Annotated in this window: 20 protein-coding genes; 15 read left to right on the forward strand and 5 right to left on the reverse strand. The window is 54.0% G+C overall.

Annotated features, from left to right (window positions below; translation table 11 throughout):
- Positions 1-12 precede the first annotated feature (12 nt).
- Positions 13-1,137: a hypothetical protein gene (locus tag SSARUM2_RS16225; RefSeq protein ID WP_039565146.1), complete on the reverse strand. Its 1,125-nt coding sequence runs from the start codon at positions 1,135-1,137 to the stop codon at positions 13-15.
- Between the two features lie 737 nt (positions 1,138-1,874).
- Between SSARUM2_RS16225 and SSARUM2_RS16230 the strand changes: the two genes are divergently transcribed.
- The 4 genes from SSARUM2_RS16230 to SSARUM2_RS16245 are packed head-to-tail and all read left to right on the forward strand — an operon-like array spanning position 1,875 to position 5,976.
- On the forward strand, positions 1,875-3,614 hold the full coding sequence (locus SSARUM2_RS16230) for a fatty acyl-AMP ligase (protein ID WP_072270119.1): 1,740 nt from the start codon (positions 1,875-1,877) through the stop codon (positions 3,612-3,614).
- On the forward strand, positions 3,611-4,525 hold the full coding sequence (locus SSARUM2_RS16235; protein ID WP_060452538.1) for an NAD-dependent epimerase/dehydratase family protein: 915 nt from the start codon (positions 3,611-3,613) through the stop codon (positions 4,523-4,525). Before SSARUM2_RS16230 ends, SSARUM2_RS16235 begins: the two co-directional genes overlap by 4 nt.
- A 31-nt stretch (positions 4,526-4,556) precedes the next feature.
- Positions 4,557-4,817, forward strand: coding sequence for an acyl carrier protein (locus SSARUM2_RS16240; RefSeq protein WP_015378483.1), 261 nt, complete (start codon positions 4,557-4,559; stop codon positions 4,815-4,817).
- Positions 4,804-5,976, forward strand: coding sequence for an aminotransferase class I/II-fold pyridoxal phosphate-dependent enzyme (locus SSARUM2_RS16245; protein ID WP_004935542.1), 1,173 nt, complete (start codon positions 4,804-4,806; stop codon positions 5,974-5,976). The genes SSARUM2_RS16240 and SSARUM2_RS16245 overlap by 14 nt, the downstream gene beginning before the upstream one ends.
- 70 nt (positions 5,977-6,046) lie before the next feature.
- On the opposite strand, the gene SSARUM2_RS16250 is transcribed toward SSARUM2_RS16245, so the two are convergent.
- Positions 6,047-6,778 carry a thymidylate kinase gene (locus SSARUM2_RS16250; protein ID WP_125460723.1) on the reverse strand — a complete coding sequence of 244 codons (732 nt, stop codon included), beginning with the start codon at positions 6,776-6,778 and terminating at the stop codon, positions 6,047-6,049.
- A gap of 373 nt (positions 6,779-7,151) precedes the next feature.
- Here SSARUM2_RS16250 and SSARUM2_RS16255 point away from each other — a divergent pair, with 373 nt between their 5' ends.
- From SSARUM2_RS16255 to SSARUM2_RS16300, 10 genes are all read left to right on the forward strand, one after another.
- A complete protein-coding gene (locus SSARUM2_RS16255) occupies positions 7,152-7,877 on the forward strand; it encodes a lipoprotein (RefSeq protein WP_047571331.1) in 726 nt (241 codons plus the stop codon).
- A gap of 30 nt (positions 7,878-7,907) precedes the next feature.
- Positions 7,908-8,702 carry a hypothetical protein gene (locus SSARUM2_RS16260; RefSeq protein WP_060421827.1) on the forward strand — a complete coding sequence of 265 codons (795 nt, stop codon included), beginning with the start codon at positions 7,908-7,910 and terminating at the stop codon, positions 8,700-8,702.
- Positions 8,703-8,774: 72 nt separating this feature from the next.
- On the forward strand, positions 8,775-10,112 hold the full coding sequence (locus SSARUM2_RS16265) for a lipopolysaccharide biosynthesis protein (protein WP_060452537.1): 1,338 nt from the start codon (positions 8,775-8,777) through the stop codon (positions 10,110-10,112).
- Positions 10,109-10,978 carry a hypothetical protein gene (locus SSARUM2_RS16270; protein WP_048321794.1) on the forward strand — a complete coding sequence of 290 codons (870 nt, stop codon included), beginning with the start codon at positions 10,109-10,111 and terminating at the stop codon, positions 10,976-10,978. Before SSARUM2_RS16265 ends, SSARUM2_RS16270 begins: the two co-directional genes overlap by 4 nt.
- 20 nt (positions 10,979-10,998) lie before the next feature.
- Positions 10,999-11,565, forward strand: coding sequence for a YtfJ family protein (locus SSARUM2_RS16275; RefSeq protein ID WP_060452536.1), 567 nt, complete (start codon positions 10,999-11,001; stop codon positions 11,563-11,565).
- Between the two features lie 28 nt (positions 11,566-11,593).
- A complete protein-coding gene (lptF, locus tag SSARUM2_RS16280) occupies positions 11,594-12,664 on the forward strand; it encodes an LPS export ABC transporter permease LptF (RefSeq protein WP_033647969.1) in 1,071 nt (356 codons plus the stop codon).
- On the forward strand, positions 12,661-13,740 hold the full coding sequence (gene lptG / locus SSARUM2_RS16285; RefSeq protein WP_041035922.1) for an LPS export ABC transporter permease LptG: 1,080 nt from the start codon (positions 12,661-12,663) through the stop codon (positions 13,738-13,740). The genes lptF and lptG overlap by 4 nt, the downstream gene beginning before the upstream one ends.
- A gap of 223 nt (positions 13,741-13,963) precedes the next feature.
- Positions 13,964-15,466, forward strand: a complete 1,503-nt coding sequence (locus tag SSARUM2_RS16290; protein WP_072270118.1) for a hypothetical protein — start codon at positions 13,964-13,966, stop codon at positions 15,464-15,466.
- Positions 15,463-16,221, forward strand: coding sequence for an ankyrin repeat domain-containing protein (locus tag SSARUM2_RS16295; RefSeq protein ID WP_049202126.1), 759 nt, complete (start codon positions 15,463-15,465; stop codon positions 16,219-16,221). Before SSARUM2_RS16290 ends, SSARUM2_RS16295 begins: the two co-directional genes overlap by 4 nt.
- 140 nt (positions 16,222-16,361) lie before the next feature.
- The gene (locus SSARUM2_RS16300; protein WP_060452535.1) at positions 16,362-17,135 is read left to right on the forward strand and encodes an ankyrin repeat domain-containing protein; all 774 of its coding nucleotides are present in this window, start codon (positions 16,362-16,364) and stop codon (positions 17,133-17,135) included.
- An 89-nt stretch (positions 17,136-17,224) separates the two neighbouring features.
- Here the strand turns inward: SSARUM2_RS16300 and SSARUM2_RS16305 are convergent, their stop codons facing one another.
- On the reverse strand, positions 17,225-18,532 hold the full coding sequence (locus SSARUM2_RS16305; protein WP_060452534.1) for a serine hydrolase: 1,308 nt from the start codon (positions 18,530-18,532) through the stop codon (positions 17,225-17,227).
- 107 nt (positions 18,533-18,639) lie between these two features.
- Here SSARUM2_RS16305 and SSARUM2_RS16310 point away from each other — a divergent pair, with 107 nt between their 5' ends.
- A complete protein-coding gene (locus SSARUM2_RS16310; protein WP_060452533.1) occupies positions 18,640-19,557 on the forward strand; it encodes a LysR family transcriptional regulator in 918 nt (305 codons plus the stop codon).
- Between the two features lie 123 nt (positions 19,558-19,680).
- Here the strand turns inward: SSARUM2_RS16310 and SSARUM2_RS16315 are convergent, their stop codons facing one another.
- Positions 19,681-21,183 carry a hypothetical protein gene (locus tag SSARUM2_RS16315; protein ID WP_060452532.1) on the reverse strand — a complete coding sequence of 501 codons (1,503 nt, stop codon included), beginning with the start codon at positions 21,181-21,183 and terminating at the stop codon, positions 19,681-19,683.
- Positions 21,180-26,153, reverse strand: coding sequence for an AAA domain-containing protein (locus SSARUM2_RS16320; RefSeq protein WP_060452531.1), 4,974 nt, complete (start codon positions 26,151-26,153; stop codon positions 21,180-21,182). Before SSARUM2_RS16320 ends, SSARUM2_RS16315 begins: the two co-directional genes overlap by 4 nt.
- Between the last annotated feature and the right edge of the window lie 425 nt (positions 26,154-26,578).

Raw genomic sequence — 26,578 nt, forward strand, 5'->3', positions numbered from 1 at the left:
GTTATCAGCCGGTTAAAGCGTTTTCTCGTATAAGCGGTAGCGCTTATAGGGAACCGCGCCGATGCGTTCTAAAATCGTCCGCATGCCGGTATTGGTTTCCAGGATCCACGACATTTCCAGCGCGTCGATATTGCGCTTGGCGAAAGGCTCGCGCAGCGCCTCAATCAGCAGCAGCGCAATAATCGGCCCGATGCGGCTGAATTGATATTCCTGGCGCACGCCCATCAACGGCACGCGCGCGGTGCGCACGCCGCTGACTTTCAGCCGCCACAAGAGCTTCGCCCAACCAAGCGGCAATAACCGCCCCTGCAGATCGGCAATCGCTTCGTTGATGTTCGGCAGACCGACGATAAAGGCGCAGGGGGCGCCATCCACCTCGGCGATATGGATCATATCGTCGGGCACCAGAAACTTCAGCTGATCCCCCATGGTGGCGAACTCGTGCTCGGTGAACGGGACAAACCCCCAGTTATGCTGCCATCCGGAGTTGAACACCTCGCGCAGCACCTGCATCTCCTCGCGAAAGCGCTTGCGGTTGAGGCGGCGAACGGTCACCTTTTTGCGCACCTGATCCATCATCCGGGTTAACGACGGCGAAAAATGCAGGTCGGTTCTTTTCATCCAATAGGCAAGCAAATCAATCCCTTCGCTGTAGCCCTGCTGCGCTATTTGCGCCGCATAGTAGGGCTTCGCGTGCGTCATCAGGGCGGAAGGCGGCGTATCGAATCCTTCGACCAACAGGCCGCTTTCCTGATTGATATTGAGGCTGAACGGCCCGGTGATTTTACGCGCGCCTTTCGACCTCAGCCACTCTTCCGCCACCGTGAATAAGGTGCTGAAAACAGCGGGATCGTCAACGGCGTCAATCATGCCGAAATGGCCGGTATCCTCGCCATGCAACTCCCGGTGCAGAGCATCGATTTGCGCCGTGATGCGCCCAACGACTTTGCCCTGTTTTTTGGCCACCCATGCCTGCCATTCAATATGGTCGGTGCCGGGGTTCTTCTTTGACAGGTGCTCTTCGCGCTCTACATGCAGCGGCTCAATCCAGTTCGGATCATCGCGAAACAGTTGCGAGGGGAAAGCAATAAATTCTTTAAGTTCGCGTTTACTCAGAACTTTCTCAACACGGATCATAAATAGCCTTACGTTTTAATAAAATAATTAAATAAGCGCGCGACAACGCCTTTAGCATTTTTTATGCTGTTCTCATTTATTGGATTGTGTATTGCCTCCGGTTCAATGATAAGAAAAACCGAATATTACCCCCTGTGAATCAGCGCATTATTGCACCCGACATTCACCCTGTGATGTCCGTAATTGATAAAAAAGGAAACAGAAAGCGGCGCAGCCAGGCTACGCTAATGGTGCTCTTTTATTATTTCGTGCTGTTACGGCAAAAGAAACTCGCCGCTTTTAGTGTACCGACTTTAATCAGGAGGTGTGCCGCCATCTTTACCACTTAATGCTCTTTTTAAGATTAGCCTTAAATGAATCGTTCACTTTTGGATTTCTTGCGGCATACTGTTTAGGAAGTGTTTAAGTTCCAAGATAGCCATGCATGAGGTCATAACCTATGAGCCGACAGTTATTTCCTGCCCGAAAGAGACAGGCTAAAGAACGGCGCTGCCCGGATATTACAATAGTCTCACGTATATCGCCAGGGTACCGCTCAAGGCTGATAACACGGGCTACTCACGCTCTGCCCGGTTAATAACCGGCGTGCCCTCAAGCACGGCAATATACGCTGTTCGCGGAATGAAGATGGTTGAATAACAAACTTATTCAAAACCTATTCATAGTAAAACATCAATTACCTCGCCAAGAGCGATTTCTCTCTTTTGGTGATTTTTAATCTATGGCTAAGTTTGTCTATGTCTGAAACAAGTTCCGTTCATTCTCTTCCCATGCGCTATGCGGACTTCCCCACCTTAGTGGACGCGTTGGATTACGCGGCGCTGGGCAATACGGGAATGAATTTTTACGACCGTCGCAATCAACTCGTGACCGTTCTCGAATATCGCACGCTGCAGCAAAAAGCGATCTCGGGCGCGCGGCGTTTATTGTCCCTGAAACTCAAGAAAGGCGATCGCGTGGCGCTGATCGCCGAAACCAGCGCGGGATTCGTCGAAGCCTTTTTCGCTTGCCAATACGCCGGCCTGGTGGCGGTGCCGTTGGCGATCCCGATGGGCGTGGGCCAGCGCGACTCCTACACCGCCAAACTGAAAGGGCTGATCGCCAGCTGCAACCCCGCGGCGATCGTCAGCAGCGAAGAGTGGACGCCGCTGATCGCCTCAGCCACGGAAAACACCTCGGCGCTGCACATCCTCAGCGATGCGGATTTTAACGCCTTGCCGGAGCCGGAGATCGCGTTGCCCGCACCTTCGCCCGACGACATCGCCTATCTCCAATACACCTCGGGCAGCACCCGCTTTCCGCGCGGCGTGATCATTACCCAGCGGGCGGCGATGGCGAACCTGAACGCGATCAGTCGCGACGGGATCAAGCTGCGCGCGGGCGACCGCTGCGTTTCGTGGCTGCCCTTCTATCACGATATGGGCCTGGTCGGTTTCCTGCTAACGCCGGTGGCGACCCAGCTGTCCGTCGATTACCTGCGCACGCAAGATTTCGCCATGCGCCCGATGCAATGGCTGAAACTGATCGCCAAAAATCGCGGCACGGTGTCCGTCGCCCCGCCGTTCGGCTACGATCTGTGCCTGCGCCGCAGCAACGCCAAAGAGCTGGCCGATCTGGATCTTTCCAGCTGGCGGGTCGCGGGCGTGGGCGCCGAGCCGATCCCGGCCGAGCTGCTCGGCCAGTTCGGCGAACACTTCAGCAGCATCAACTTCGACAGCAAAGCCTTCATGCCGTGCTACGGCCTGGCCGAGAACACCCTGGCGGTGAGCTTTTCCGACCCTTGCTCCGGCCCGCAAACCAACGCGGTCGACCGCGATATTTTGGAGTACGAGGGTAAAGCGGTCGCGCCCGGCGAGAAAACCCGCGCCATCTCGACCTTCGTCAACTGCGGCCGAGCGCTGCCCGGCCACCGCATCGAGATCCGCAGCGAAACCGGGCAACCGCTGCCGGAACGCCAGGTCGGCCATATCACGATCTCCGGCCCCAGCCTGATGAACGGCTATTTCTGCGACGACGAGTCCCAGCAGCAAATTCAGGTGACCGGCTGGATGGATACCGGCGATCTGGGCTACCTGCTGGACGGCTATCTGTACGTCACCGGCCGCAAGAAGGATTTGATCATCATTCGCGGCCGCAATATCTGGCCGCAGGATATCGAGTACGTCGCGGAATCCGAACCGGAAATCCGTTCCGGCGATGCGATCGCCTTCGTAACCGAAGAGCACGACGAAGCGGCCAGGATCATTTTGCAAATCCAGTGCCGAGTCAGCTCAGAAGAACGCCGGGAACAAATCGTGCGTTCGCTGAGCGCGCGCATTCAAAGCGAGTTCGGCATCGCGGTGGACATCGAGCTGCTGCCGCCGCACAGCATTCCCCGCACGTCGTCGGGCAAACCCGCGCGCGCGGAGGCCAAAAAACGCTGGCTGAGCGCCTCGCTCTACCCGCACATGCCGCAGCTTGCCGGTTTCGCGCAATGAGCGGCACGGTGGCAGTGACGGGCGCGACCGGTTTTATCGGCCGGCACATCGTCCAGGAACTGCTGGCGCAAGGGTTTAACGTGCGCGCCCTGACGCGGCGCGCGGGAAAAGCCGCCGCCGACAACCTGCAGTGGATCCCCGGCACGCTGGAGGATCGGCCCTCGCTCACCGAGCTGGTGCGCGGCGCGGAGTGCGTCGTGCACTGTGCGGGCCAGGTGCGCGGGCATGCGGAAGCGGTGTTCACCCGCTGCAACGTCACCGGCAGCCTGAACCTGATGCAGGCGGCCAAACAGAACGGCCGCTGCCGTCGCTTCCTGTTCATGTCGTCGCTGGCGGCCCGCCATCCGGCGCTGTCCTGGTACGCCCATTCAAAACAGGCCGCCGAGCAGCAACTCATCGCCGCCAGCGGCGAGATCGCGCTGGGGATTTTCCGCCCGACGGCGGTTTACGGGCCCGGCGATAAAGAGCTGAAACCGCTGTTCAACGGCCTGCTGCGCGGCGTGCTGCCCCGGCTGGGCGCGCCTGACGCCAGGCTCTCTTTTCTGCACGTGAGCGATTTGGCCAAGGCTGTCAGCCAATGGGTGCAGGCCGAACCCGCGCAGCCGAATATTTACGAACTGTGCGACGGCGTGGCCGAAGGCTATAACTGGCTGCGCCTGCGGGACATCGGCGCCGCCGTGCGGCACGGGCCGGTGCGCCTGGTGGGCATTCCGCTGCCGCTGCTGAAAGCCCTGGCGGATATCAGCGTGGTGTGGAACCGCTTGGTCAAACAAGAGCCGATGCTGACGCGCAGCAAAATACGCGAATTAACCCATCACGACTGGTCCGCCAGTAATCACGCGCTGTCGCAACAGATTAATTGGTTTCCACAGGTAAGTTTGGAGCGCGCGTTGCGCGAAGGGCTGTTTTAATTATTCCAAATAGAGGTGTGTCAACGTTCTTATGCTAAATCGCGATGCTGTAATGGATTATATCCTGACGTGTTTGCAAGGTATCGTCGAAGGCGGAGTGGAAATAAAACCTGATAGCGATCTCGTCAATGATCTTGGCCTGGAATCCATCAGAGTCCTGGATCTGCTGATGATGCTGGAAGATGAATTAGATATCTCCATTCCTATCAATATATTGCTTGATGTCAGAACGCCTGAGCAACTGCTTGACGCGCTGCGCCCTTATCTGGAGAAAAACCATGGGACTGTATGATAAGTTTGCGCGCCTCGCCAATGACCGCGAACAATTTCAAACGTCCGGTCTGAATCCGTTCGGCACCTGCATCGACGAAGTCTATTCCGCCACCCAGGGCCGCATCGGCGATCAAAAGATTGTCCTCGCCGGCACCAATAATTACCTTGGCCTGACATTCGATGCGCAGGCGATCGCCGCCGGCCAGGCGGCCTTGGCCGCGCTCGGCACCGGCACCACCGGCTCGCGCATGGCGAACGGCAGCTACGGATCGCACCTGACGCTGGAACGCGAGCTGGCGGAATTCTTCGATCGCCCTAGCGCCATCGTGTTCTCCACCGGCTACACCGCCAACCTGGGCGTCATCAGCACGCTGGCAGGGCCGGGCGCCGTGGTGTTGATCGACGCGGACAGCCACGCAAGCATTTACGACGCCTGCGCCCTCGGCGGCGCGGAGATTATTCGCTTCCGCCACAATGACGCCGCCGATCTGGAGCGCCGCATGGTGCGCCTGGGCGAGCGTGCGCGCGAGGCGATCATTATCGTGGAAGGCATCTACAGCATGCTGGGCGACGTCGCCCCGCTGGTGGAAATCGTCGACATCAAGCGGCGGCTCGGCGGGTATCTGCTGGTCGACGAAGCGCACTCCTTCGGCGTGATGGGCGAGCACGGCCGCGGCCTGGCCGAAGCGCTGGGCGTCGAGCAAGACGTGGATATCATCCTGGGCACCTTCAGCAAAAGCCTGGCTTCGATCGGCGGTTTCGCCGTCGGCGGCAAGGGAATGGACGTGCTGCGCTACAGCAGCCGGCCGTATATCTTTACCGCGTCGCCGTCGCCGTCGAGCATCGCGTCAGTGCGCACGGCGCTGCAAAAAATCGCGCGCCATCCCGAACTGCGGGAAAAGCTGTGGAGCAACGCGCACCGCCTGTACCACGGCCTCGCCGAGCTGGGGTATACCCTGGGGCCGCGCATCAGCCCGGTGGTGCCGGTGATGATCGGTTCGAAGGAAGAAGGGCTGCGTTTCTGGCGCGAGCTGATCGCCCACGGCGTGTATGTAAACCTGGTGCTGCCACCGGCCGCGCCGGCGGGCGTCACCCTGCTGCGCTGCAGCGTCAATGCCGCGCACAGCGATGAAGAGATCGACACCATCGTGCGCGCCTTTGCGGCGCTGAAAAAATAAGGCCTTTCCCTCTCGGCCGCGGCGGCGGTGCCGAAAATGGCATCGCCGCCCTGCCGAACCGATGCGCGCCTCAGTGCGCAGCCGTTGATACTTCATCAGCGGAATAGCGATAACCCTGCGCCGCCATAAATTCCGCGATGGCTTTTTCCGCCGCCGAAAGCACCTCCTCGATCGGCCGATCGGCATCGAGATCCACGATGTCGGCGCCTTCGAACGTCAATAACGGCGTGACGGCGATCTTCTTCTCCAGCGCCGCTTTGCGGTGATCGGGTTTGCGCGCGCAGGCCACCGCCAGACTGACATTCAGCTTGAGCACCAGATCCGGTTTTTGCCCCGCCATCCATTGGAACGCCGCCCGCTCGCGCGCCGCCAGCCAATGGACGAAACGGCTCCCTTCAACGTCGACGGGAAAAACCGTGCCGTCGTAAGCGCCGGGGATCTGCGCCTGCGGAAAACGGTCGGTCAACACGATGAACCCTTGCCGCCGATACGCCAGCATGCGGCGAAACCGCAGCAGCCGCCGCCCCACGAAAGCGATGATCACCGCCGACGGCAGCAGGCCAATGCGGGATTTTTTCGTTTTGACTTTTTTGGTATTGCTCTCGATAGCCTTGCCCACCGAGCGCCCGAGCAGCGGCAACTTCGCCGCCGCGCGGCCGACGTTGCCCGCCTGTTTGCCCAGATGCACCTGCACCGCCGGGCCATAATGTTTCATATACGCGATCAGATGTTCACAAACGGTGGACTTACCCGATCCGTCGCTGCCGATAACCGCAATCAGCGGCGGAAATTTTGCACTCATAATAAGACTCTCTTTCAATACACCAGAAACGGCGTGCCATATTTGAAGCGAACTACCGCTTATCATTGCCATGGTGGCCGCGTGGAAAAAATTTTCCGTAACGCGACGCCAAAAAAGCACAAAACATTAAGCGAAAATTGAAAAGCCCTGCTCTTTTTTCGCCGTTAGCCCGGCCGGAAATTAACATAAAAAGCGAAACAGGCCCACGCACCAACAATTAGCACAAAATAACAAGAACGAACGCTATAAATATCAATTCAAATAACGAACAGGAATAGCAATCTCATTATTTTATCGCGGCAAAGCACAATAAATATCTTGAACCCAAGGCGTATTGGAATACAATAGTTTTTTTCGCATTGGATCAATTATTGTGAGTCAGCAGATAAGACCTTCATCTGATCGCTCGCCCGTGCGCGTAATAGCGATAACCGGCTGTGACGGCTCGGGAAAATCCACGTTAGCCGCCCGCCTGGTCAACGCCTTATCGGCACAAGAACCTGCCGAACTGCTTTATCTCGGCCAGTCTTCCGGGCGCATCGGCGAATGGATCAGTTCGCTGCCGATTATTGGCGCCCCTTTCGGACGTTATTTATTGAAGAAGTCGGAGCGCGTGCATGAGCGCCCTTCCACGCCGCCGGATAATGCCACGGCGCTGGTGATTTTTTTACTTTCCTATTGGCGCGTTTATAAATTCCGTCGCATGCTGAAGAAAAGCCGCAGCGGCGCATTGCTGATCACCGATCGTTATCCGCAGGCCGAAGTGGCGGGGTTTCGTTTCGATGGCCCACAGCTGGCGAAAACCGCCGGCGGCAATCGCTGGATCCGCTGGCTGAGAAAGCGCGAACAAAACCTCTACCAATGGATGGCGTCTTATCAGCCCTTATTATTAATTCGGCTGGATATTGACGAACAAACGGCCTATTCACGCAAACCCGATCACTCGCTGGCGGCGTTGCGTGAAAAGATCGCCGTCATCCCGCACCTGACGTTTAACGGCGCTAACATATTGGATTTAGACGGCCGCGAGCCGGCCAATCGTATTTTCGACGAGTCTCTGCGCGCCGTTAAAATATCGCTGAGGGCCGCCAATGCCTAGCCGCCAAATAACCTTTTCGTACCGAAACAGATGAAAAAAAATAAACTCACCGCCGAACAGAATACCTCTTCCACCTGCATCACCGGGCTTATTGCCGTGGTGGGCAGCGACGGCACAGGCAAGTCCACGCTGACCGCCGATCTGGTCAAGAACCTGCAGCAACATCGCCCCACGGAGCGGCGCTATTTGGGGCTGATCTCCGGCGAAGACGGCGACAAAATCAAGAAATTGCCGTTCATCGGCGTGTGGCTGGAACGGCGCCTGGCGGCCAAATCCGATAAAACCCAGCGCATGAGCAACAGGCCGCCGGCGCTGTGGGCGGCGCTGATCATGTACGGCTTTTCGCTGTGGCGCGCCTCCAACCTGCGCAAGGTGCGGCGGCTGGCGCAGAGCGGCATGCTGGTGATCAGTGACCGTTACCCGCAGGCGGAAATTTCAGGTTTTTACTACGACGGGCCCGGCATCGGCGTGGAACGCGCAAAAGGCTGGCTATTGAGCCGCCTGGCGGCGCGCGAACGCCGTTTATATCAACGCATGGCCGTCTATCGGCCAGAGCTGATCATTCGCCTCGATATCGACGTCGATACGGCGTTTTCCCGCAAGCCCGATCACAGCTATGAAGAGCTGGAGGACAAGATTTCCGCCATGGTGCGCCTGCAGTACAACGGCGCGCGCATCATCGAGCTGGACGCCAGAGCCCCTTACGACGAGGTGCTGAGCAACGCGCTCAACGCCATTTCCGCCGTGGTGAACCCCGCGAAGCGCCCACAGAGCGACATCGGGCAACCCGGCGAAAACGCCGGCGAAGAAACTCAGGTTTATTAAACGCATACAGGGCAAGCGCATGACAGCGGAACACAAGATGCAGCAAAACAACGATAACGGCTGGTTTGGGTTATGAAACGGTGGTTTTCCGATGGCGCATTTCGCTCCATTTTACGTAATGCCGCCTACTTAGGCTCCGGCAGCGTGGCCAGCGCGCTGCTCGGCCTGCTGGCGCTCTCCTGCGCCGGTAAAGGCATGTCGCCTGAAATGTTCGGCGTGCTGGTGGTGATCCAGGCCTATACCAAAGCGGTCAGCGATTTCATCAAATTCCAGACCTGGCAGTTTGTGGTGCAATTCGGCACCCCGGCGCTGGAGCATCAAAACACCGGGCGCTTCCGCGACGTCGTCGCCTTCTCCTTCGGGCTGGATATCGCCAGCGGCGTCATCGCCGTGCTGGGCGGTATGATCATGCTGCCTTTCTTGTCTCACGCCCTGGGGCTGGACAGCGAAAGCTTCTGGCTCGCCATGCTGTACTGCACCCTGATCCCGTCGATGACCTCGTCCACGCCGACCGGCGTGCTGCGCGCCTTCAACCGCTTCGATCTCATCGCCATTCAGCAGGCGATCAAGCCGTTCCTGCAGGCGGTGGGCAGCGTCATCTCCTATTATTTCGATCTGGGATTCCCCGGCTTTATCGTCACCTGGTACGCCTCTAACCTGATCGGCGGCACGCTGTTCTGGTGGTTCACCGCATGCGAGCTGCGCCGCCGCGATATCCACGGCGCGCTGAGGCCGCGCCTGTTCAACGTCGCGCGCCGCATCGAGGGCGCCTGGAACTTCGTCTGGACCACCAACATCGCCCACACCATCTGGGCCGCACGCAACTCCTGCACCACCGTGCTGGTGGGCGTGGTGCTCGGGCCGGCCGCCGCCGGGCTGTTCAAGATCGCCATGACCTTCTTCGATGCGACGGGCACCCCGGCCAAGCTGCTGGAGAAAAGCTTCTATCCGGAGATCATGCGCCTGGATCCGCGCACCAAGACCCCGTGGCTGCTGGGCCTGCGCTCCTCGCTGCTGGCCGGCGGCATCGGCCTGGCCGTCGCGGTGTTGATGCTGCTGGTGGGCAAACCGCTCATTTCCGCGGTGTTCGGGCAGCAATACCTGGAAGCCTATGACCTGATTCAAATCATGCTGGGCGCGATCATCGTCTCCATGATGGGCTTCCCGCAGGAATCCTTACTGTTTATGGCAGGCAAGCAGCGCGCCTTCCTGATCGCGCAGGCGACGGCCTCGGCGGCCTATATTGCGCTGCTGGTGTCGATGGCGTATGCCTTCGGCGTGCAGGGCGCCGCCTTCGCTTATTTACTGGGGCAATGTTTAGACGTTCTGTTATCCCTGATACCGACGATCGGCGCCTACCGCAATCGCTTTATGTTGGGGCTGAATGCGCCCAAAGAGAGTAATCAATGACCGCTACCGATAATTGGAAGAAGTTCTCCGCCGAAACCACCCAGGCGCTGTTTGTCGCGGTGGAAGAAGACGACCTGGTTGAGGCGAATATCAGCCTGCCACAGCAGATTGATTTGCAGTGTTCCCCCGAGAGCATCCGGGACAACTACGCGCTGTGCCTGCAGTTTTGGGAAGACGGCTTTTCCCGCCGCGAGCTGCTGCAACTGGTGAACGGTTTCCTGCAAGACCCGCAGTTGGCGGCGCCCACCCGCATGCGCTACAAATATATCCGCGCCCGCTACAAGCACCTGCGCTTCGCCCAGCAGCTGTACGGCGCGCCCCACCGCGCCAACCGCCTGTTCCACACCACCACCGTGGTGCTCGGCCATTTTCAGGACGCGTTTCGCAACGGCAACCAGAAGAACCTGACGCTGTACGGCAACCTGCTGCGGCTGCTGCTCAGCAAGCCGGTATGGTCATATGTGCGCTATGCGCTGCGCCACACCCGGCTGGAAAGCGCACAGGGCTTTATCACCTACCGCCAGGAGCAAATGCGCCAGCTGCAGACGCTGATCGCCAGCCCGGCGCTGACCGGGCACCAGTTCCACAACGTGCGCAAAATCGTCAGCCGCCAGGTGTCGTTTTACGACACGCTGAGATCGATCGACCCCGACAATCGCGAAGCCCGGCAGATCTCGCGCTTCCTGGCGGCGATTAACGGCCTGATGGGCGACCGGCACGACGTGATGGTGGCGGACAAACTGGCCGGCGGCGATATCTACGATCGGCCGGCGATCCTGGATATCGACATTCGCCAGCGCCTGGAGCTGCTGCTGGCGCGCTTTCCGCTGTCGTTTTCCCCGCCGGCCGTCGCGGCGGGCAGATAAGCGCGTTGCAAGGAGCCATGATGACGTTGCTTCGCTTGTTGATCTTCACGCTGCTGCTGTCGCCGCTGGCGGCATCCGCGCATAACTTCGTGCTGGGCCGGCCGGTGGCGCCGATCGCCATCGCCGATCGCGGCGAACTGCTGCTGCGCAACGGCGATTTCAGCTACCGGCCGTGGAACAGCGCAAAACTGGTGGGCAAAGTGCGGGTGATCCAATACATCGCCGGGCGCACCTCCGCCAAGAAGAAGAACTCGCTGCTGATCAACGCCGTCAAGGACGCGAACCTGCCGGGCGATCGCTTCCAGCCGACCACCATCGTCAACACCGACGATGCGATACCAGGCTCCGGCTTCTTCGTGCGCGGCAAGATCGAGAAAAACAAGCGGAATTACCCCTGGGCGCAGTTCATCGTCGACAGCGACGGGCTGGGGCGCATGGCCTGGCGGCTGCCGGAGGAGAGCTCCACCATCGTGGTGCTGGACAAGGCCGGGCGCGTGCAGTGGGCGAAGGACGGCGCACTCACCCCGCAGGAAGTTGACCAGGTGATCGCCCTGCTGCGCGCGCTGATCGCGCGGGAGACGCCATGAAGCGCACGCCGCCGGGAGCCGATGACGCATGTCTTTGATTGAACGCTATATCACGGTTGAGATCCGCCGCCTGGTGATGATGATCGCCGGGTTTTTGATCTTCATGTTCGCCAGCTACTCCGCCCAGCGCTACCTGACCGACGCCGCCAACGGCACGCTGGCGCTGCGGGTGGTGGCCGACGTGGTGTTCTATAAATCGCTGATCGCGCTGGAGATGATATTGCCCGTCGCGCTGTACGTCTCGGTGGCGGTGGCGCTGAGCCAGCTGTACAGCGATGCGGAGATCACCGCCATGCTGGCCGCCGGCGCCAGCCCGCTGCGGCTGTACAAGGCGGTGCTGATACTGGCCGTGCCGCTGGCGATAGCGGTCACGCTGCTGTCGCTGTATGGCAGGCCCTGGGCGTACGCCAATATTTATCAGCTGCAGCAAGAGTCGCAGTCGGTGCTGGACGTGAGCCACCTGCAGGCCGACAAATTCAACGTCAGCGGCAACGGCCGCATGATCCTCGCCAATCACGTCGACAAAACGGCCAACCACCTGACGGACGCCCTGATTTATGTGCGCGGCGGCCATCATACCAACCTGTACCGCGCGCAGTCGGTGGAGGTGCTCGACGCCTCCCCCGCCAGCCCCGCCGTGCGGCTGAAAACCGGCACCGCCTATGTGCTGGATCGCCAGGGCACCGACGACAACGGGCAGAACTACGACAACTTTGATATCGCGCTCAAGCCGTTCGTGCCCAGCGCCGAGAGCCGACACAAATCGGCCTCGCCGGCGGAGCTGGCGCGCTCCGCCGATCCGGGCGACGCCGCCGAACTGCAATGGCGCGAAAGCCGCGGGCTGACCACCGTGCTGATGGTGCTGCTGGCGATCCCCTTTAGCCGCATCAAGCCGCGGCAGGGGCGCTACGCCGCGCTGCTGCCCCTGACGGTGCTGTTTACCGTGATTTTCTATGGCGGCAACATTTGCCGCACGCTGGTCGCCAACGGCTCTGTGCCGACGATCCCCGGCGTTTGGCTGGTGCCGCTGGCGATGGCTGCCGGCATAGCCCTGTTGCTGGCGCGCGACTTATCCCTGCTGCGGAAACCCTCCCGATGACTATTTTTAGCCGTTACCTGATCCGCAACGTGTTCATCGGCTTCGCCGCCGCGGCCGCGCTGCTCATTCCGCTGTTCACCACCTTTACGCTGATCAACGAGCTGGAGGACGTGACCCCGGGCGGCTACCGCTGGCAGCAGGCGCTGCTGGTGACCGTGCTGACCCTGCCGCGCAGCCTGGTCGATCTGGGGCCGTTTATCGCGCTGCTCGGCGGCATCGTCGGGCTGGGGCAGCTATCTAAAACCCTGGAACTGACCGCGATCCGCTCCGCCGGGATGTCGATATTCCGCATCGCGCTGGTGATGCTCGCCGCCGGGCTGCTGATGAACCTCTCGCTCGGCGCCCTCGATGAATGGGCGGCCTCGCCACTGCAGCAACGCGCGCTGCAGATGAAGAACAACGCCCTGGCGCAGTCGAACGCTAACGACGTCACCGTGAACCCGCTGTGGGCGCGGCGCGGCAATGAGTTTGTGACGGTCAAAACCGTCGATGAGAACGACCAGCCCCACGGCATTGAGATCTTCCGTTATCAGGCCAACCGCGCGCTGGAATCTTACATTTACGCCGACAGCGCCAGCACCGCCGCCGACGGCAGCTGGCTGCTGCACAACGTGATGCAGAAAAGCTGGCAAGGCAGAAAAGAGACGATTGCGCGGCAAAGCAGCCTGCCGTGGCGCTCGCTGTTCGCCGTGCCGAGCCTGAAAGAGCTGACTCTGCCGGCCGGCAGCTTCTCGCTGCAACAGCTGGAGCGCTATATCGATTACCTGCAGGGCTCGGGGCAGCCCAGCACCGAATACCGCCTGGCGCTGTGGAAAAAACTCGGCCAGCCCCTGCTGGTGCTGGCGATGATTTTGCTGGCCATCCCGTTTACCTTTACCGCCCCGCGCGCCCCCGGCATGGGCAGCCGGTTAGCGCTTGGCGTGATCGTCGGGCTGCTGACCTACATCGCTTATCAGATCGTTCTCAATCTGGGGTTGCTGTTCGCCCTCAACGCGCCCTTCACCGCCCTCGCCCCGCCGCTTTTGATCCTGGCGCTGGCGTTAGTGCTGGTTTATCGGTTTGATCGGCGGGGTTAAAAGCCCGCAGCAGCCTTTGGAAAACAAGAACTTTCCGGTTAACCTTTGGCCGGCTTTACAAATTGGCCTGAGCCGTTATCATCCCTTATCTGGTGTCCTATGCGCCGTTAGCTATCGCTGACTGCCGTTCGATAACATGCCCCTCAGGGGGCCATCGAGTGCAAGGAGTGCGAGCGCCCGCCTGAACAGGCCAAGACGCAGCAAGCAAAGGAAGAGACACACTATGTTTTCCCGTTTGAAACTGCTGTATATCGCCGATGATATTATTTCACCTGATGAATTCCCCCGTATAGTCAGCCCTTCCAGCGCCTGTCACGGCCTTTCATACATGCCGGACAATGACATTCTGTCGCTTTTTTCTGGTTTTCGCGGTGGCGAACGGATCCGCCGTGAAGTCGGCGTTACGCAAAACGGAATAAGCTCTAACCTGCGCGCAAGAGTGCAGAGCGACCTAATGAGAGGCGTTGTCGTAGCGGTCGAAACCCGGCCCGGCGTGTTGGCGACGATGGGGCCATTTTACGCCGACATCGACGGCTACCTGATACCGCAGGGGAGACAAGAGCCCAACTACCCGGTGGACAAGATAGTGAAGCGGTACGAAGAGGCCGTGAAGTCTTACGGTGGCCGCCGGGCGCGCCCGTCCGTCTTCCCCGCACAAGTCACGCGGGCCAAACCGGCCCTTGGCCCGGATATCCCGGCGCAAGGTGCAAGAGCCTCACAGTCGGTCGTGTCTGGCTCCTTGACCAAAGCGCAACGCTGGCAGGAGCGAAAATACCTCATTGGCCGCGGGCAACGGAGTATCTACCCAGACGCCCGAATCGCCTCGGAACGCCTGGCGGCAAACAATGTCGCCGTCGAGAAGGCAAAGCTGGCGGAGAATATCTACAAGACTACGAATCCGCTAAAGGAGACTCCCGGCGTTCCCGAGGGTTGGAAAGATATCAGTAACGATAATGCTGCCCTGAGTAAAATTGGGCTAAACAGAAATATGCTCTTCGACAGAGATGAATCTCCGGATTTTTTGGTAAGGGTATATCAACCTGATAGCCGTGTTTTTGGTAAAGAGATGAACCCAACGGTCGTGTTCAGAGGATCAAGAGCGCCAGAGTTCCCGGAGGGAATCGGCAGCGCCGCCAAAAAGGCCCTTAGGGGCGATTTGTCAGGAATTAAAAATGTGAATGACTGGATAAATAATGGTGCTCAGGGGATGGGGGCGAACTCAGATTATTATAAGCAGGCGGTTAAAATAGGATTACAAGTAAAGAACTCCTCCGGTGTCGATATTTCTGGTCATTCATTGGGCGGGGGAATGGCCTCCGCCGCATCAATGACCAGTGGAAAACCCGCCTGGACGTTTAATGCAGCCGGACTCCATCATGGAACTGTAGGGAAATACGGAGCTGAAATGATTGGTTCAACCAAGAACATACAGGCCTATCGAGTTGAGGGAGAGCTGTTAACCACGTTACAGGAGGTTAATAACGAAAGTGACTATGAGCTTATAAGAAATGCCCTGCCCGATGCTTTACAAAAACCCTGGGGCGTAGCATTGCCTTTCACCTTGAAAGAGTGGTCATCACTGGCGGTGCCTGATGCCGCTGGCATACCGCACACGCTTGCCGGAGGGACAGGAACCCTGCTCGATAAACACGGTATAGACCAGACAATAAAGTTGATTGAAGATCAGAAAGACGAGGATGTCGCCACTATCAGGGGGAGAATATGAGCAAGTGGATAATGGCAATGGCGTTACTGTTTACTGTTCTCATGATGCAAGGATGCAAAAAAAACATGGAATATGAACCACAGGATTTTTTTGAAGGCCGTCAATTGGAAGTCGCACAGCTGATTTATGATGGCGACGAAGTGAAACTGAATGAGAAGCTTCCTTCAATAAGCAAGGAAGAACTGAATCGACCAGTGAAAGCAGACATGACCCTGCTGTTTTGGTCGGTGTTGAACTCAATCTATGATAAAAACACGCCGGAAAGGCTGAAAATAATAACCGACCTGGTAAAAGCTGGCGCAGACCCGTTGCAGCCCAGACCAGAGGGAGGAAGCAGCCCGGCGGAATTCGTCATGAAAGCCGACAAGGGGATTTGGGTCAAAGCCATGCTCGACGGCGGTTTACCGCCAAACGCAAAAGATAAGGTATTCAATGAGCCCATTGTATTCCAAACAATCAAAGCCAAAAACCCTGAAACATTAAAGGTGATGCTGGATTATGGCGCGGATATAAACATCAGAGACTCCTTGCAACAAACCTTATTAATGGATGCTTTTTTTAGCTCAGCCTTTGAGCATATGACCTTACTGCTCAATCGGGGTGCGAATCCTAACCCGGTAAATATAAACAATCTTTCGCTGTTAACAGCAGTGAATCGGCAAATAAAAGACAGCCAAGATGGCTCAGAATACAATGTACAGTGTAAGAAAATACTCGAGCTCATGCTTTTGAAAGGAGCAAAGGAAACACAGTAATTTCATCAACGCAGATCTGACAGCTGCCGATTTTTTATACCTGGGCTGTCAGATTGCATCTGGTTTTCGATAAACGCGCTATAGACCACACAATAAAACTGATTGAAGAGACGAGGATGTCACCATTCTCAGGGGAAAACATGAGCAAATCGATAATGACAATAGCGCTGCTGTTTACTGTCCTCATGGTGCAAGGATGCAACAAAAGCATGGAATATGAGCCACAGGATTTTTTTGAAGGCCTGCAGCTGGACATCGCACAGCTGATTTATGATGGCGATGAAGTGAAACTGAAAGAGAAGCTTCCCTCTATAAGCAAGGAAGAACTGAATCGACCGGTGAAAGCAGACATGACCCTGCTGTTTTGGTCGGTGCTAAACGCAATCTATGATAAAAATACGCCGGAAAGGCTGAAAATAATAACCGACCTGGTTAAAGCTGGCGCAGACCCGTTGCAGCCCAGACCGGAAGGGGGAAGCAGCCCGGCGGAATTTGTCATGAAAGCCGACAAGGGAATTTGGATCAAGGCCATGCTCGACGGAGGTTTACCGCCAAATGCAAAAGATAAGGTATTCAATCAACCCATTATATTCGAAGCTTTAGAAGCGAAAAACCCTGAAACGTTAAAGATGATGCTGAATTATGGCGCGGATATAAATACAATGGATTCATTGGGGAATACCATATTAATAAGCTCTCTTGATTCTCGTTCGTTTGATCATACTATACTTCTGTTGGAGAGAGGTGCAGATAATAAAATCAAGGGTAAGTTTGGTTGGACTATGGGCAATCAGCTCCAACGCTTTATAGATAGAGGGGTAGGCGATGCCGAGGATAAAGAGAAAATTAACAAGATAAAAGAGTTATTAATTAAAAACGGTGGAGACTGGCCTCCTCTACCTATAAAGAATTGAGACTCCCTTAAGGTCAGCGTCGAAAACATGGAATATGCCGCTCAGAGGCAGAATGGTAACCGCCATCCGCCCCTGCTCGCTACCGAGGGTTAACGCAATTCCTTCGCTATCGCACTAAACATCAGCGATGCCTCCAGCGGTTGCGCGCTGAAAGAAGGCTCCGCCTGCGGCCAGGTAGACCACTGGACGATCACCAGATTCTCCGCCTGATTGACCATAATCATCTGGCCGAAGATCCCCAGCGCCCACAGAGAATGCTTGAGGGAGGCCTGCGGAGTAGGCTCAACGTTGGCCGCATTCACCGGCACTTCGTTGTTCCACCACTGGTAGCCGTAAATACCGTCAGGATGCGCCGCCGATACCGAGCCCGCCGCCCGCGTCCAGTTGGAGGACTGGGCTACCCAATCTTCCGGCAAGATCTGTTTGCCGTTCGGCAACGTCCCGTTATGCAGAATAAATTCGCCGAAGCGCCCCCAGTCTTCCAGCGTGGCGTTGAAGCCGTGCGCGCCCACGTCATGCTGGCCTTTGGCGTAGGCATGCCACACGCCGTCGCTCGCCATGCCGTAGGGCTGCCAGATGCTTTGCTGCAGATAGGCCGCCAGCGGCATGCCGGTGGCGCGCTCCAGCACGTCGCCCAGCAGCCACGCGCCACCGGAGGAGTAAGACCAGTTCTGCCCGGCCGGATGTGCACGGTGCAAACCGGCCACCAGCTTGCGCACGCAGGCGTAGGTTCCGGGCCTGGCTTCACACTCGGTCAGCTGCGCGAAGTCCGATTTCGGGTTGGTGTAATCCTCATTCCACGCCACGCCGGAGGTGTGAGTGATCAGCTGCCTGAGGGTCACGCCGTCCCACGCGGTGCCTTTCAGATCGGGTTCGTATTGCGTGATGAGATCGTCGAGCGAGCGGATCTTGCCCTGTTTAATCGCCACGCCCACCAGCGTGGCGACCACGGATTTGCCCACGGAGCGCGACGTCCACAGGGTAGCGTCGGTATTACCCTCCCCCAGATATTTCCAGGCGATTTTGCCGTCTTTCAATACCAGCATGCCGCTGACGTTCTGGCGCTGCAGGTAATCCTGCAGGCTGTAGGTTTTGCCATTCACCCGATAACTGGCGTCCGTTAGCGGTTTAGCGGCAGCCAGCAGCGGCGTGGCATTGCCGTGATGAAACACATCCCCCGCATAGTTGCGGTAGTCGTTACGAAAACCGATCACCCGGTCGCTCTGGCTCCAGGTGAGCATCTTGTGCGTGTCCGGCAATTGCGCATCGAAAGGCGCGGGACAGGCGCTGAGCTCGGTGCCCGCACAGGCGGCCAGCGCGGCGGGCGCCAACAGGCCGCTGCAGAGACTGATGACAACGCCCGCCAGCAGGCTGCGGTTAAACACTTTGCTTTTCATATTTTTTCTCGCTTAGCTCAGGAAGGCGTTCAGCTTAAAAAAACGCGGCCTATAATAAAAAACGCCTGATGGGGGAAAATCCCCCGAAAAATCGACGGGAGAACCGCGTGCCGAGCCTGATTTATTCCTTTGCCCAACTGGAAGCCTTCACAGCCGTGGCCGAGCACGGCAGCCTGGCGAAAGCCGCGCTCAAGCTGGGCAAAGACCGCACGACGCTGCGCGATTTGATTGATTTTCTCGAGGATGGCTTGGGCTATGCGCTGTTCCTGCGCGAGGGGCGCAGCCTGCACCTGACGCCGGAGGGCGAACAGCTGCAACGCCAGGCGCACCTGCTGATGCGCCAGGTGAAAGCGTTTGAGGCGTTTGCCAAAGACGTGCCGAAGAGCGCGGCGCAGGAAATCTCGCTGGTCTACGATCCCTTCACGCCCCGGGCGCTGCTGCAGGCACTGATTGCCGCCATGGCCCAACGCAACACGCGCCTGAGCCTGATTAACGCCTCGCGCGACGAAGCGGAAAGCCTGCTGGCAAGCGGCCAGGCCGATCTGGGCATCTGCCAGGCGCGCCATCGCAGCGTGGGCGACGCCATGGAGTGGCGCGCCTTAGGGGCGATAGAGATGGATTTTTACGCGTCTAAAGTGCTTTTCCCCGGCGCGGAACAGCCGCTTTCGCTGCTGGAGCTCTCCCTCACGCCTCAGGTGATCATGCACCCGGATTCTGACGAACCGGTGGCGCGCCGCCTGCAAATTTCAGGGCACACTATCTTCACCAACGAGCTGGAAATGCTGCGCGCCTTGCTCGAACAGGGCTGCGGCTGGGGATTCCTACCGACACATATGCATGCCGAACGGTGGAAAAACGTCAACACGCTGCGCACCGAAGTGGGCAGCCAAGGGATCAGCCAAACCATGGTGACCATCTGGAAGCCGGGTAATGACCGGCGGGCGCTGATTGATGAGACGTTGGGGTTGTTGCCGGGGTTGTGGCGGGGGTTGGGGGGTTATGAACGGCACAGTGAAAATCAATAAAATATTACTATATGGAGGTATCTTGAGCAAAGTGAGCAGGTGAGAAAATTATTACTCCGAAAATCCGTCCATACATAACATAATTAAAAAGTCAGTTACCACTAGTGGTAACTGACTTTGCCATCATCGATTCAAACTGAGAATAGGCCTAGTTACACATCGTATGACAGGATTAGTTAGCCAGTTTTGTGGTAGAAGATTTTGTTCTTTTAGTGAGGGTTTTGATTCTCCGAAATAGCCCCACGAACTATTCAAATTACTGAGATCACCGATCCTGGATTGGAATAATAATTCCAGAGATTTAATTCTTTTCGGATCTTTGGTCATATAGCCAATAGGCAAACTAACCCCACTATCAGTATTAGGCTGACCATGATATTGAATAACACCGAAAATACCAGGAACTAAAAACAACTCAAGTCGGTCCAGTTCTAAGGGAGTAGACAACCCATATGGAAATATATTTTTCAAATACTGTTTAACATCCCATTTTGTACCTTGATGGATTAGAGACACTTTTGCGTCATTGTCCTTTTGCTCAAGAATTTTTTTTAGCCCTTGAACAAAACGGTCTATGTCCTCAGAATTGGCTCCCCAAAATGGAACGTTACTCGGCATCCATAGTGCTTTCAGCTCCGTAACGTCATCATGTTCGTGTAGTATTTTACGAATCCATTGCAGGATATCACTTCGATTCTCAATTAAATACAAAGGTCCAAAAACACCACGAGTATCTGGCGAACCATAACCAGTCTTACTTTCATCTCTAGCAAGCATCCATCGTGAATAATCTACCCGGTAGCCGTTGGCGAAAGGCTTAAGTATATGGTCGTCAGCTAGCTGACAGTAGGTTTCCGCATCAGTACCTATTTCTTCAATGTAATTTGAACCAAGGAAGTCTGCGATATGAGCTTCTAACTTATTACTAAGAGGACGAGTCTGATTAGGTCCTAACCGTTCAACAGAGCGGATAAACTGCTTTGGCTCCCCCTTAGCTTGCTGATAGGTAAACTCAATATCAACTGCTAACTGAAGCACTTCATTGGCGCTGCAGCCCATCACCTTATAAAGTTGTGTACGTTGACGCTCATGATCATTATTTCGGGTAATTTCTAAATAACTACGAAATTGTCGACCAAACTCTTCAATGATTCTATCCATACTTAATCCTTTTACGGATTCTGGCATGGGGATTTCTGGCAAGCCGAACATCAATCGCCCCAACCTCTGTTCTTTACGAACAGTTAATGCAAAAGCGTCAAGTACCACATGCTCGGTCTGCTCATTATATTTAACCAACATCGGCACACCATCCCCATCACCAACTTGGCTCTTTAATAGTGGGCTTGGGACCAAATAACCTTGGTGATCCAACGCAGCTAGGCGTTTGTCTTCTAATGAATTGAGTAGTTCTTCCTCCTCCCGCTCAGAGAGCCCGAAAAAATCACGTAACTCGAGAGGCAATATTCTCTCAAAGAGTATGAGTAATCGGCAAGCAAATAACTCAATAGCAGGCATAGGTTTCTCTTCGGTCCAAGCTACGTTCATTATGTACTTTTTAGCAGGGATAAGGATGGTGATGCGGTTCCCTATGCGTGCTTTAGTTTCGTTAGAAAGTGGAGTCATATTGGTGCAGCTTCCTTATTTAATTCCAGAGTCGTAATCATCTGATAATGGCTATTGTCTCTCATTGCTTGCTCGGCGATGTATTCATACACAGAACCCAATGCCGAGTCATTTTTATCTTTACGCCACATGTTGCTAGCTCCAAGGATAATTAAGCGATCCTGAGCTCGAGAAATAGCTACGTTGATTCGAGGCGTGTCCCGTAAGAAACCCTGTAACGCGTAGGAATTGTCTCTTACTAAACTAAGGATGATGATCTTGTTTTCCTGACCTTGATAAGAGTCGACGGTATCTATTCGGAGCAAATGACGCAGCGGCCCCATCCACTCAGCTTGATTAAGCTGAGTCTCAATCTCATTCTTCTGCGCCCTATACATGGTAATAATTCCGATAGGGTAAGGCTGTTCATTAGTTACAGTTCGCTGTAGATGTTCAATGGCATCAGCTTCAACGAGAACGCGTAATGATTGTAAGAGCAAATCTATTTCATATTGGTTGGTGTAGCCGGGTGTGGCCTCTTTTTCACCCTGCTCAGAGGAGGTATCGATCCAGCTAACTCCTTTATTCCATGGAGAAGGCAATTCATCGTACCAAGATTTTGCTGGGCCTCTCCCTGTGTACAGCTTGCCTATATCATCGGCATAAAAACATGTTGAAACCAGATCACCAATGGGTTCAATCATCCGATATTGTGTATCCAGAGTTACTCCACCACATGCCTTAAAAGCTCTCTCAAAATCAGACTCTTGAAAGGCTTCTTTGCTTATATCAAGTAGTTTGCTGGCATGCTTTATATGCCCATTCTGGTAGAATGGCGGTAGCTGCTTATGATCGCCTACTAACAAGACGCGTTTCGCACTTTGCAATGCGACCATCAGCTCACTAGCTTGAGCACGGCCAGCTTCATCCACAATAACCCAATCAAATTGAGTTTGATCTAGTTCTAAACTGCGACGCCCAACTCCTACTAGAGTGCCGCAAGCTAATTGTTTTGTTTTGAGCATAAAACGTTCATAGCCAGCTTCTCCGGAACGCAGAACATCAAGCCATTCTTGGCTTAGGGATAACAATCGATGCAGACGGTCTACCTTAACGGGATTGTTCACTCCATGCGTCAGAGCCAAGGCATGAAGTAACTTGTCCAATAAAAGCTCACTATTTGTTGGCAACTCGCCAAACGAGTTGTTGAACTGTTGTCGGACGATAGTTTCAATTGTTTCTAAAGTCAGATTTCGCTGATGCATCAATTCCGCTAGCTTATTTGCATGGCTCTCATTTGCATCACCACCAGTGCGTACAAGCTTTTCACGCAGACGCTCGAACTGTCCTAATTGCACTAACAAAGGAGCTAAGCTACGGTGCAATCGCGTTGCATCCTGGATAAGTTCATGTGGTAGCTGTAGTCTCGTGGAGAGGGCGCTAACTCGTATGTCATATTCCCGGTGAAATTTGTGACGGATCTTCTGTTGTAAAGCTCGGCTATGTGTTGGAAGCATACGATCATCGATTAGTGATTCACTGCCAATCCGAATAGTATCTAGTTCTAGTCCTTTGTCAGCGCAAAGTTCACGAGCTTTTATTGCGACATTATCTACCGCAGAATGCTGCTGCCCTACCAGTAGGATGTTGTTCGCACCTGTATGTTCAAATAGATAATGGATGAATTTACTGACAAAAGTCGTTTTTCCGGTACCTGGAGGCCCTTGGAGCACTCCAACAGGACCTTGTCCAACCAAAATTTGGAATGCCTCAAGTTGTCTATTATTTGTTTCCTGTCCTGGCATATCGTACAACTCACGCAATTTCTGGATTGTCGGACGTTCGGTCATTTCTCTGAGTACGGGTTTTTGTCTGATATCAAAGTAATCCACCAAGTTGGGGATGACCGATTTTTTAGCCATCACTCGATTCAGAGCCTTGAGTCTAAGATCCCTTGACGATTTACTGCGAATTGATTCAAGTTGAAGCGACTTTCCAGGCGTAAACTGTTTAATAGCCCAATGGTTAACAGGCTGTATAGCCACAAAGCTGCTGTTAGTCTCATGGATAACAAGCTCACCAAGCTTTTCATCGGACTTAGGTTGATAGATGTAGTAGGTCTCATCCGCATCGATCTGCAGATCTTGTCCATCAAGGCATGAATAGGGGTACATTGGATATCCACTATCACTTAATTTTTCCTCGACACTAGTTTCAATCTGGAAGGTTTGACGAAGCTGCCCTTCAGACTCAGCCAAAGCATTCCATAATTTTTCTGGAGATAATTCTCGACGCTCTTCGTCCGTTAAAGGCTCATCAGAAACCTCTATGGAAAGATTCAATTGCTCAATAATGGCATCGATAACAACTTCCATGCTTAGAATTGTATCAACCAAAGAGCATTTTTCATCCGCAGGGCCATTTTTCAGAGCAATAGGTTGTGATAATCGTCCAACAGAACGTCGCTGAGCGCTGACAACATCACTTAATGGAATGGAGGCTGTATATCGAACTTTAGTAATTATACGAGCTTCAACATCCACGTTAACTTGTAGATAGGCAGTATTACCTGTAATAAAACAAGCGAGTTCTTTATTGGAACCACTAACTCGGCTATCAATCCATTTGCAGTTGAAATAGTAGCCACCGTCAACGGGCTCCAAAAGTGTGGGAACAGACGGGAGATTACCTCTCCAGATCAACAAAATCGGTTCTTTTTCTTCAACCTCTAGCTGCTCTGGTTTTTTTGGCTGTTCTAGCTCTAGGGCGACATGCAGCGCATTGAGCAGGGGAGCAAGAGCAACTGGAATTTGTGTTTGATTGTCCCGAGCTCTAATGAGTTCTTCTTGAACCTGTGGTGGAAAATCTCTCGCGAAAAGTTCTTCAACAATCTTAAAGACTGCATATCGGTCTCTCCCATATGCATCTGTGATAGCTGGATTTGCTGGCCCATAATCAGTATTAAACACCTCAGTTTCGCTACCGTAATCAAGTACATCTAAAAGCATGATTTGTTCTGCATTGCAGTCTTTTACAAGAATATTATCTGGATGTAAATCTCCATGAGCAACTCGTTTTTCGTGGAAATCCATTACAGTACTTATTAGGTTAATTGCAAGATCTCTCTTATCTCCTTGAGACAATGTTAAATCATGCAAGTAATTTGACCAAGTTTCCCCCACTACATATTCGGTGACTACAAATAATCCATGGGGATTCATTAAGCCAAAATCTATGACCCTTGGAGTAGCCAGGGTTGTTTCTTGGAACTTTTCCAATCGTTTTAAAAACTGCAATACTCGACGATTGGAGCCCGGCTGATTTTGTGATACCTGAACGTTATCCCACAACTTTACAAGAATTTCTCTATTATCTTTATGAGCAAAGAAAGACTTCTTACTGCTTCCACTGGCTAGAGCTTCGATGGCATGTTGTAGCTGATCCGCTGATGGCGGAAATGTCTGAAGAATTAAGTATGGTGTCAGTTCTTGCCGTCGGTGCGGACTATGCAGCAACTGCTCAAAGATCTGTTGCGATTCCTTATCTTCTTCAGGGCATGTTCCGGTAAGGACGTTGAATTCAGCTAGCATGCTGTTGGCACCTTCAAAGCGCTCAGCAGCGTCCCAAGAGAGCGCTTTTTCAAACCAAGCGTTCAAGAGTCCATCGAAAGGATCGTTTACAGGAGGACTCCATTCGGGGACACCATCCACTTGTTCCAGCTTCTGATTAAAACAGATCTGATAAGCGACGGAAGCCAGTAGGAAAACATCTATACGGAAAGCGTCAATGATTTCACCTTCACACATAGCATCTTCAGGCAGTGCGACTGGTGAACTTTGCAGCAACTTTCGATGTTCAGCCACAGTTCCTGTTTCCGGGAAAAACGCAGCTCCAAAACCTGATGCTAGAATACTGTCGTGGTTATTGGCATACCAAAGATTGTGCGGGTCCACATCACGGTGAGCAATATTCAATGCATGTAAGTCACCAAAAGGTGCTAAAAGAGCTCGAATCTTATCAATCCGTTGCTCTCTTGACCATGATGCAGAGCCACTGGCTATAACCTCATCTAAACGCTCAGCATTTCGGGGTAACTCATACAGTTCACAGAAATCCTCTGTGATGTCATCTGCAGAAACATCTTTGACATACCTAAGCAGGTAATCACGCATATTGCTGTTATCGCGAACAAATTTCCCTATCCGGTTCTCACGTAGTGCAATATCGGACCAAGTAGATTGCAAGGCATGCAAGGTCCCCAATTGATTAAAATCCCAGCGGCGAATCAATCCTTTCGCTGATGGCATTGTCTTATCTTTAGCCAAATATTCTTTGTAGATTGAGTTTCTGTGAGAAAACCAAGATTTGTTTGTGTGAGCCTGAAAGTTGCCAACAACGAGCTCTTTTTTCTGAATTTTTGGTCCCTCGATAAATCTGTAGATAATCTGTAGAGACTTTTCAGAGTTTGGTCTCGCTTTTCCCGTCGAGTTAAAGAATCCGGCCAGTCTTTTATTTGCGACAAGATCGTCATACTTTTCTGGAGCTCGAATAGCTAAAAATTCATCAAGTGAGTGTACAAAAGGCCTTTCTATCTGAGGGAGATTTTCTGGAGTAGCGCTTCCACAGAGAACTACATGAGCTTCAACAGTGAGCCAGTAACCAAGGTTGTGTGACAACTCTCTGTCAAGTAATTTTTGTAGTCGCAGGGCATGTTCTCGTTTTATGATAAAAGGACTTTTTCCACGGTTTTGACCATTTTGGATCCACATCCCGTTGTCATATTCAATTACTCCATTCCACTCTTTGAGCTCAACTAAAAGCAGGCGGTCATGGGTAATAATAAGACAGTCAATCTCCATTGGTCCTTGCGCATCCGAAGCAACCAGCCCCGCAAATCCGTGCCAGCTGCTCTGGAAGTGCTGCTCCATTTTACTAATTGCTCTGAGCTCACTTGCGTGAAGTCCAGCTCCACCCACTTTTTTTATGTCCATGGACCTTTATCCTTTACCGAATGATTTACAACCAATTGAATATAAATAATTTTCACTTTTAAAAACAACCATCCGTTACACAAAAAACATCTTACCAAACCTCAAATTGATAACTCAGTTATACAGATGCTTCTTAAAACCCTCGGCCTACTCCAACACTCTTTTGTAGATCCCAACTCCTACATCTTATTCTCACCATAGGTGAAACCATACTTCTCGCACAAATCCGCCAGAATATTTCGAGGTTCTTCTCAATCTATGCCTATACCTATGCTGATAGCCATGTAAAAGCGTACTTTTCTACTTATGACAGATAATCGAAACCATTTACCTAAAGATGAATCCCTGATGAACTTAGTTCCATCATGGGTTGATTTCCATGCAGGAAATGGAGTGTATCCAACATGTTATTGACTGGGACTATC

The organism is Serratia sp. K-E0102, assembly GCF_029962625.1.
GTDB lineage: Bacteria > Pseudomonadota > Gammaproteobacteria > Enterobacterales > Enterobacteriaceae > Serratia > Serratia sarumanii.

Excerpts from the sequence above, each read along its gene's own strand:
- lptG (WP_041035922.1), top strand. The coding sequence starts at position 12,661 with ATGACTATTTTTAGCCGTTACCTGATCCGCAACGTGTTCATCGGCTTC.
- SSARUM2_RS16295 (WP_049202126.1), top strand. The coding sequence starts at position 15,463 with ATGAGCAAGTGGATAATGGCAATGGCGTTACTGTTTACTGTTCTCATG.
- SSARUM2_RS16315 (WP_060452532.1), bottom strand. The coding sequence starts at position 21,183 with ATGACTCCACTTTCTAACGAAACTAAAGCACGCATAGGGAACCGCATC.
- SSARUM2_RS16260 (WP_060421827.1), top strand. The coding sequence starts at position 7,908 with ATGAAAAAAAATAAACTCACCGCCGAACAGAATACCTCTTCCACCTGC.
- lptF (WP_033647969.1), top strand. The coding sequence starts at position 11,594 with ATGTCTTTGATTGAACGCTATATCACGGTTGAGATCCGCCGCCTGGTG.
- SSARUM2_RS16265 (WP_060452537.1), top strand. The coding sequence starts at position 8,775 with ATGAAACGGTGGTTTTCCGATGGCGCATTTCGCTCCATTTTACGTAAT.
- SSARUM2_RS16300 (WP_060452535.1), top strand. The coding sequence starts at position 16,362 with ATGAGCAAATCGATAATGACAATAGCGCTGCTGTTTACTGTCCTCATG.
- SSARUM2_RS16305 (WP_060452534.1), bottom strand. The coding sequence starts at position 18,532 with ATGAAAAGCAAAGTGTTTAACCGCAGCCTGCTGGCGGGCGTTGTCATC.
- SSARUM2_RS16290 (WP_072270118.1), top strand. The coding sequence starts at position 13,964 with ATGTTTTCCCGTTTGAAACTGCTGTATATCGCCGATGATATTATTTCA.
- SSARUM2_RS16235 (WP_060452538.1), top strand. The coding sequence starts at position 3,611 with ATGAGCGGCACGGTGGCAGTGACGGGCGCGACCGGTTTTATCGGCCGG.
- SSARUM2_RS16275 (WP_060452536.1), top strand. The coding sequence starts at position 10,999 with ATGACGTTGCTTCGCTTGTTGATCTTCACGCTGCTGCTGTCGCCGCTG.
- SSARUM2_RS16250 (WP_125460723.1), bottom strand. The coding sequence starts at position 6,778 with ATGAGTGCAAAATTTCCGCCGCTGATTGCGGTTATCGGCAGCGACGGA.
- SSARUM2_RS16245 (WP_004935542.1), top strand. The coding sequence starts at position 4,804 with ATGGGACTGTATGATAAGTTTGCGCGCCTCGCCAATGACCGCGAACAA.
- SSARUM2_RS16320 (WP_060452531.1), bottom strand. The coding sequence starts at position 26,153 with ATGGACATAAAAAAAGTGGGTGGAGCTGGACTTCACGCAAGTGAGCTC.
- SSARUM2_RS16270 (WP_048321794.1), top strand. The coding sequence starts at position 10,109 with ATGACCGCTACCGATAATTGGAAGAAGTTCTCCGCCGAAACCACCCAG.
- SSARUM2_RS16225 (WP_039565146.1), bottom strand. The coding sequence starts at position 1,137 with ATGATCCGTGTTGAGAAAGTTCTGAGTAAACGCGAACTTAAAGAATTT.
- SSARUM2_RS16230 (WP_072270119.1), top strand. The coding sequence starts at position 1,875 with ATGTCTGAAACAAGTTCCGTTCATTCTCTTCCCATGCGCTATGCGGAC.
- SSARUM2_RS16240 (WP_015378483.1), top strand. The coding sequence starts at position 4,557 with ATGCTAAATCGCGATGCTGTAATGGATTATATCCTGACGTGTTTGCAA.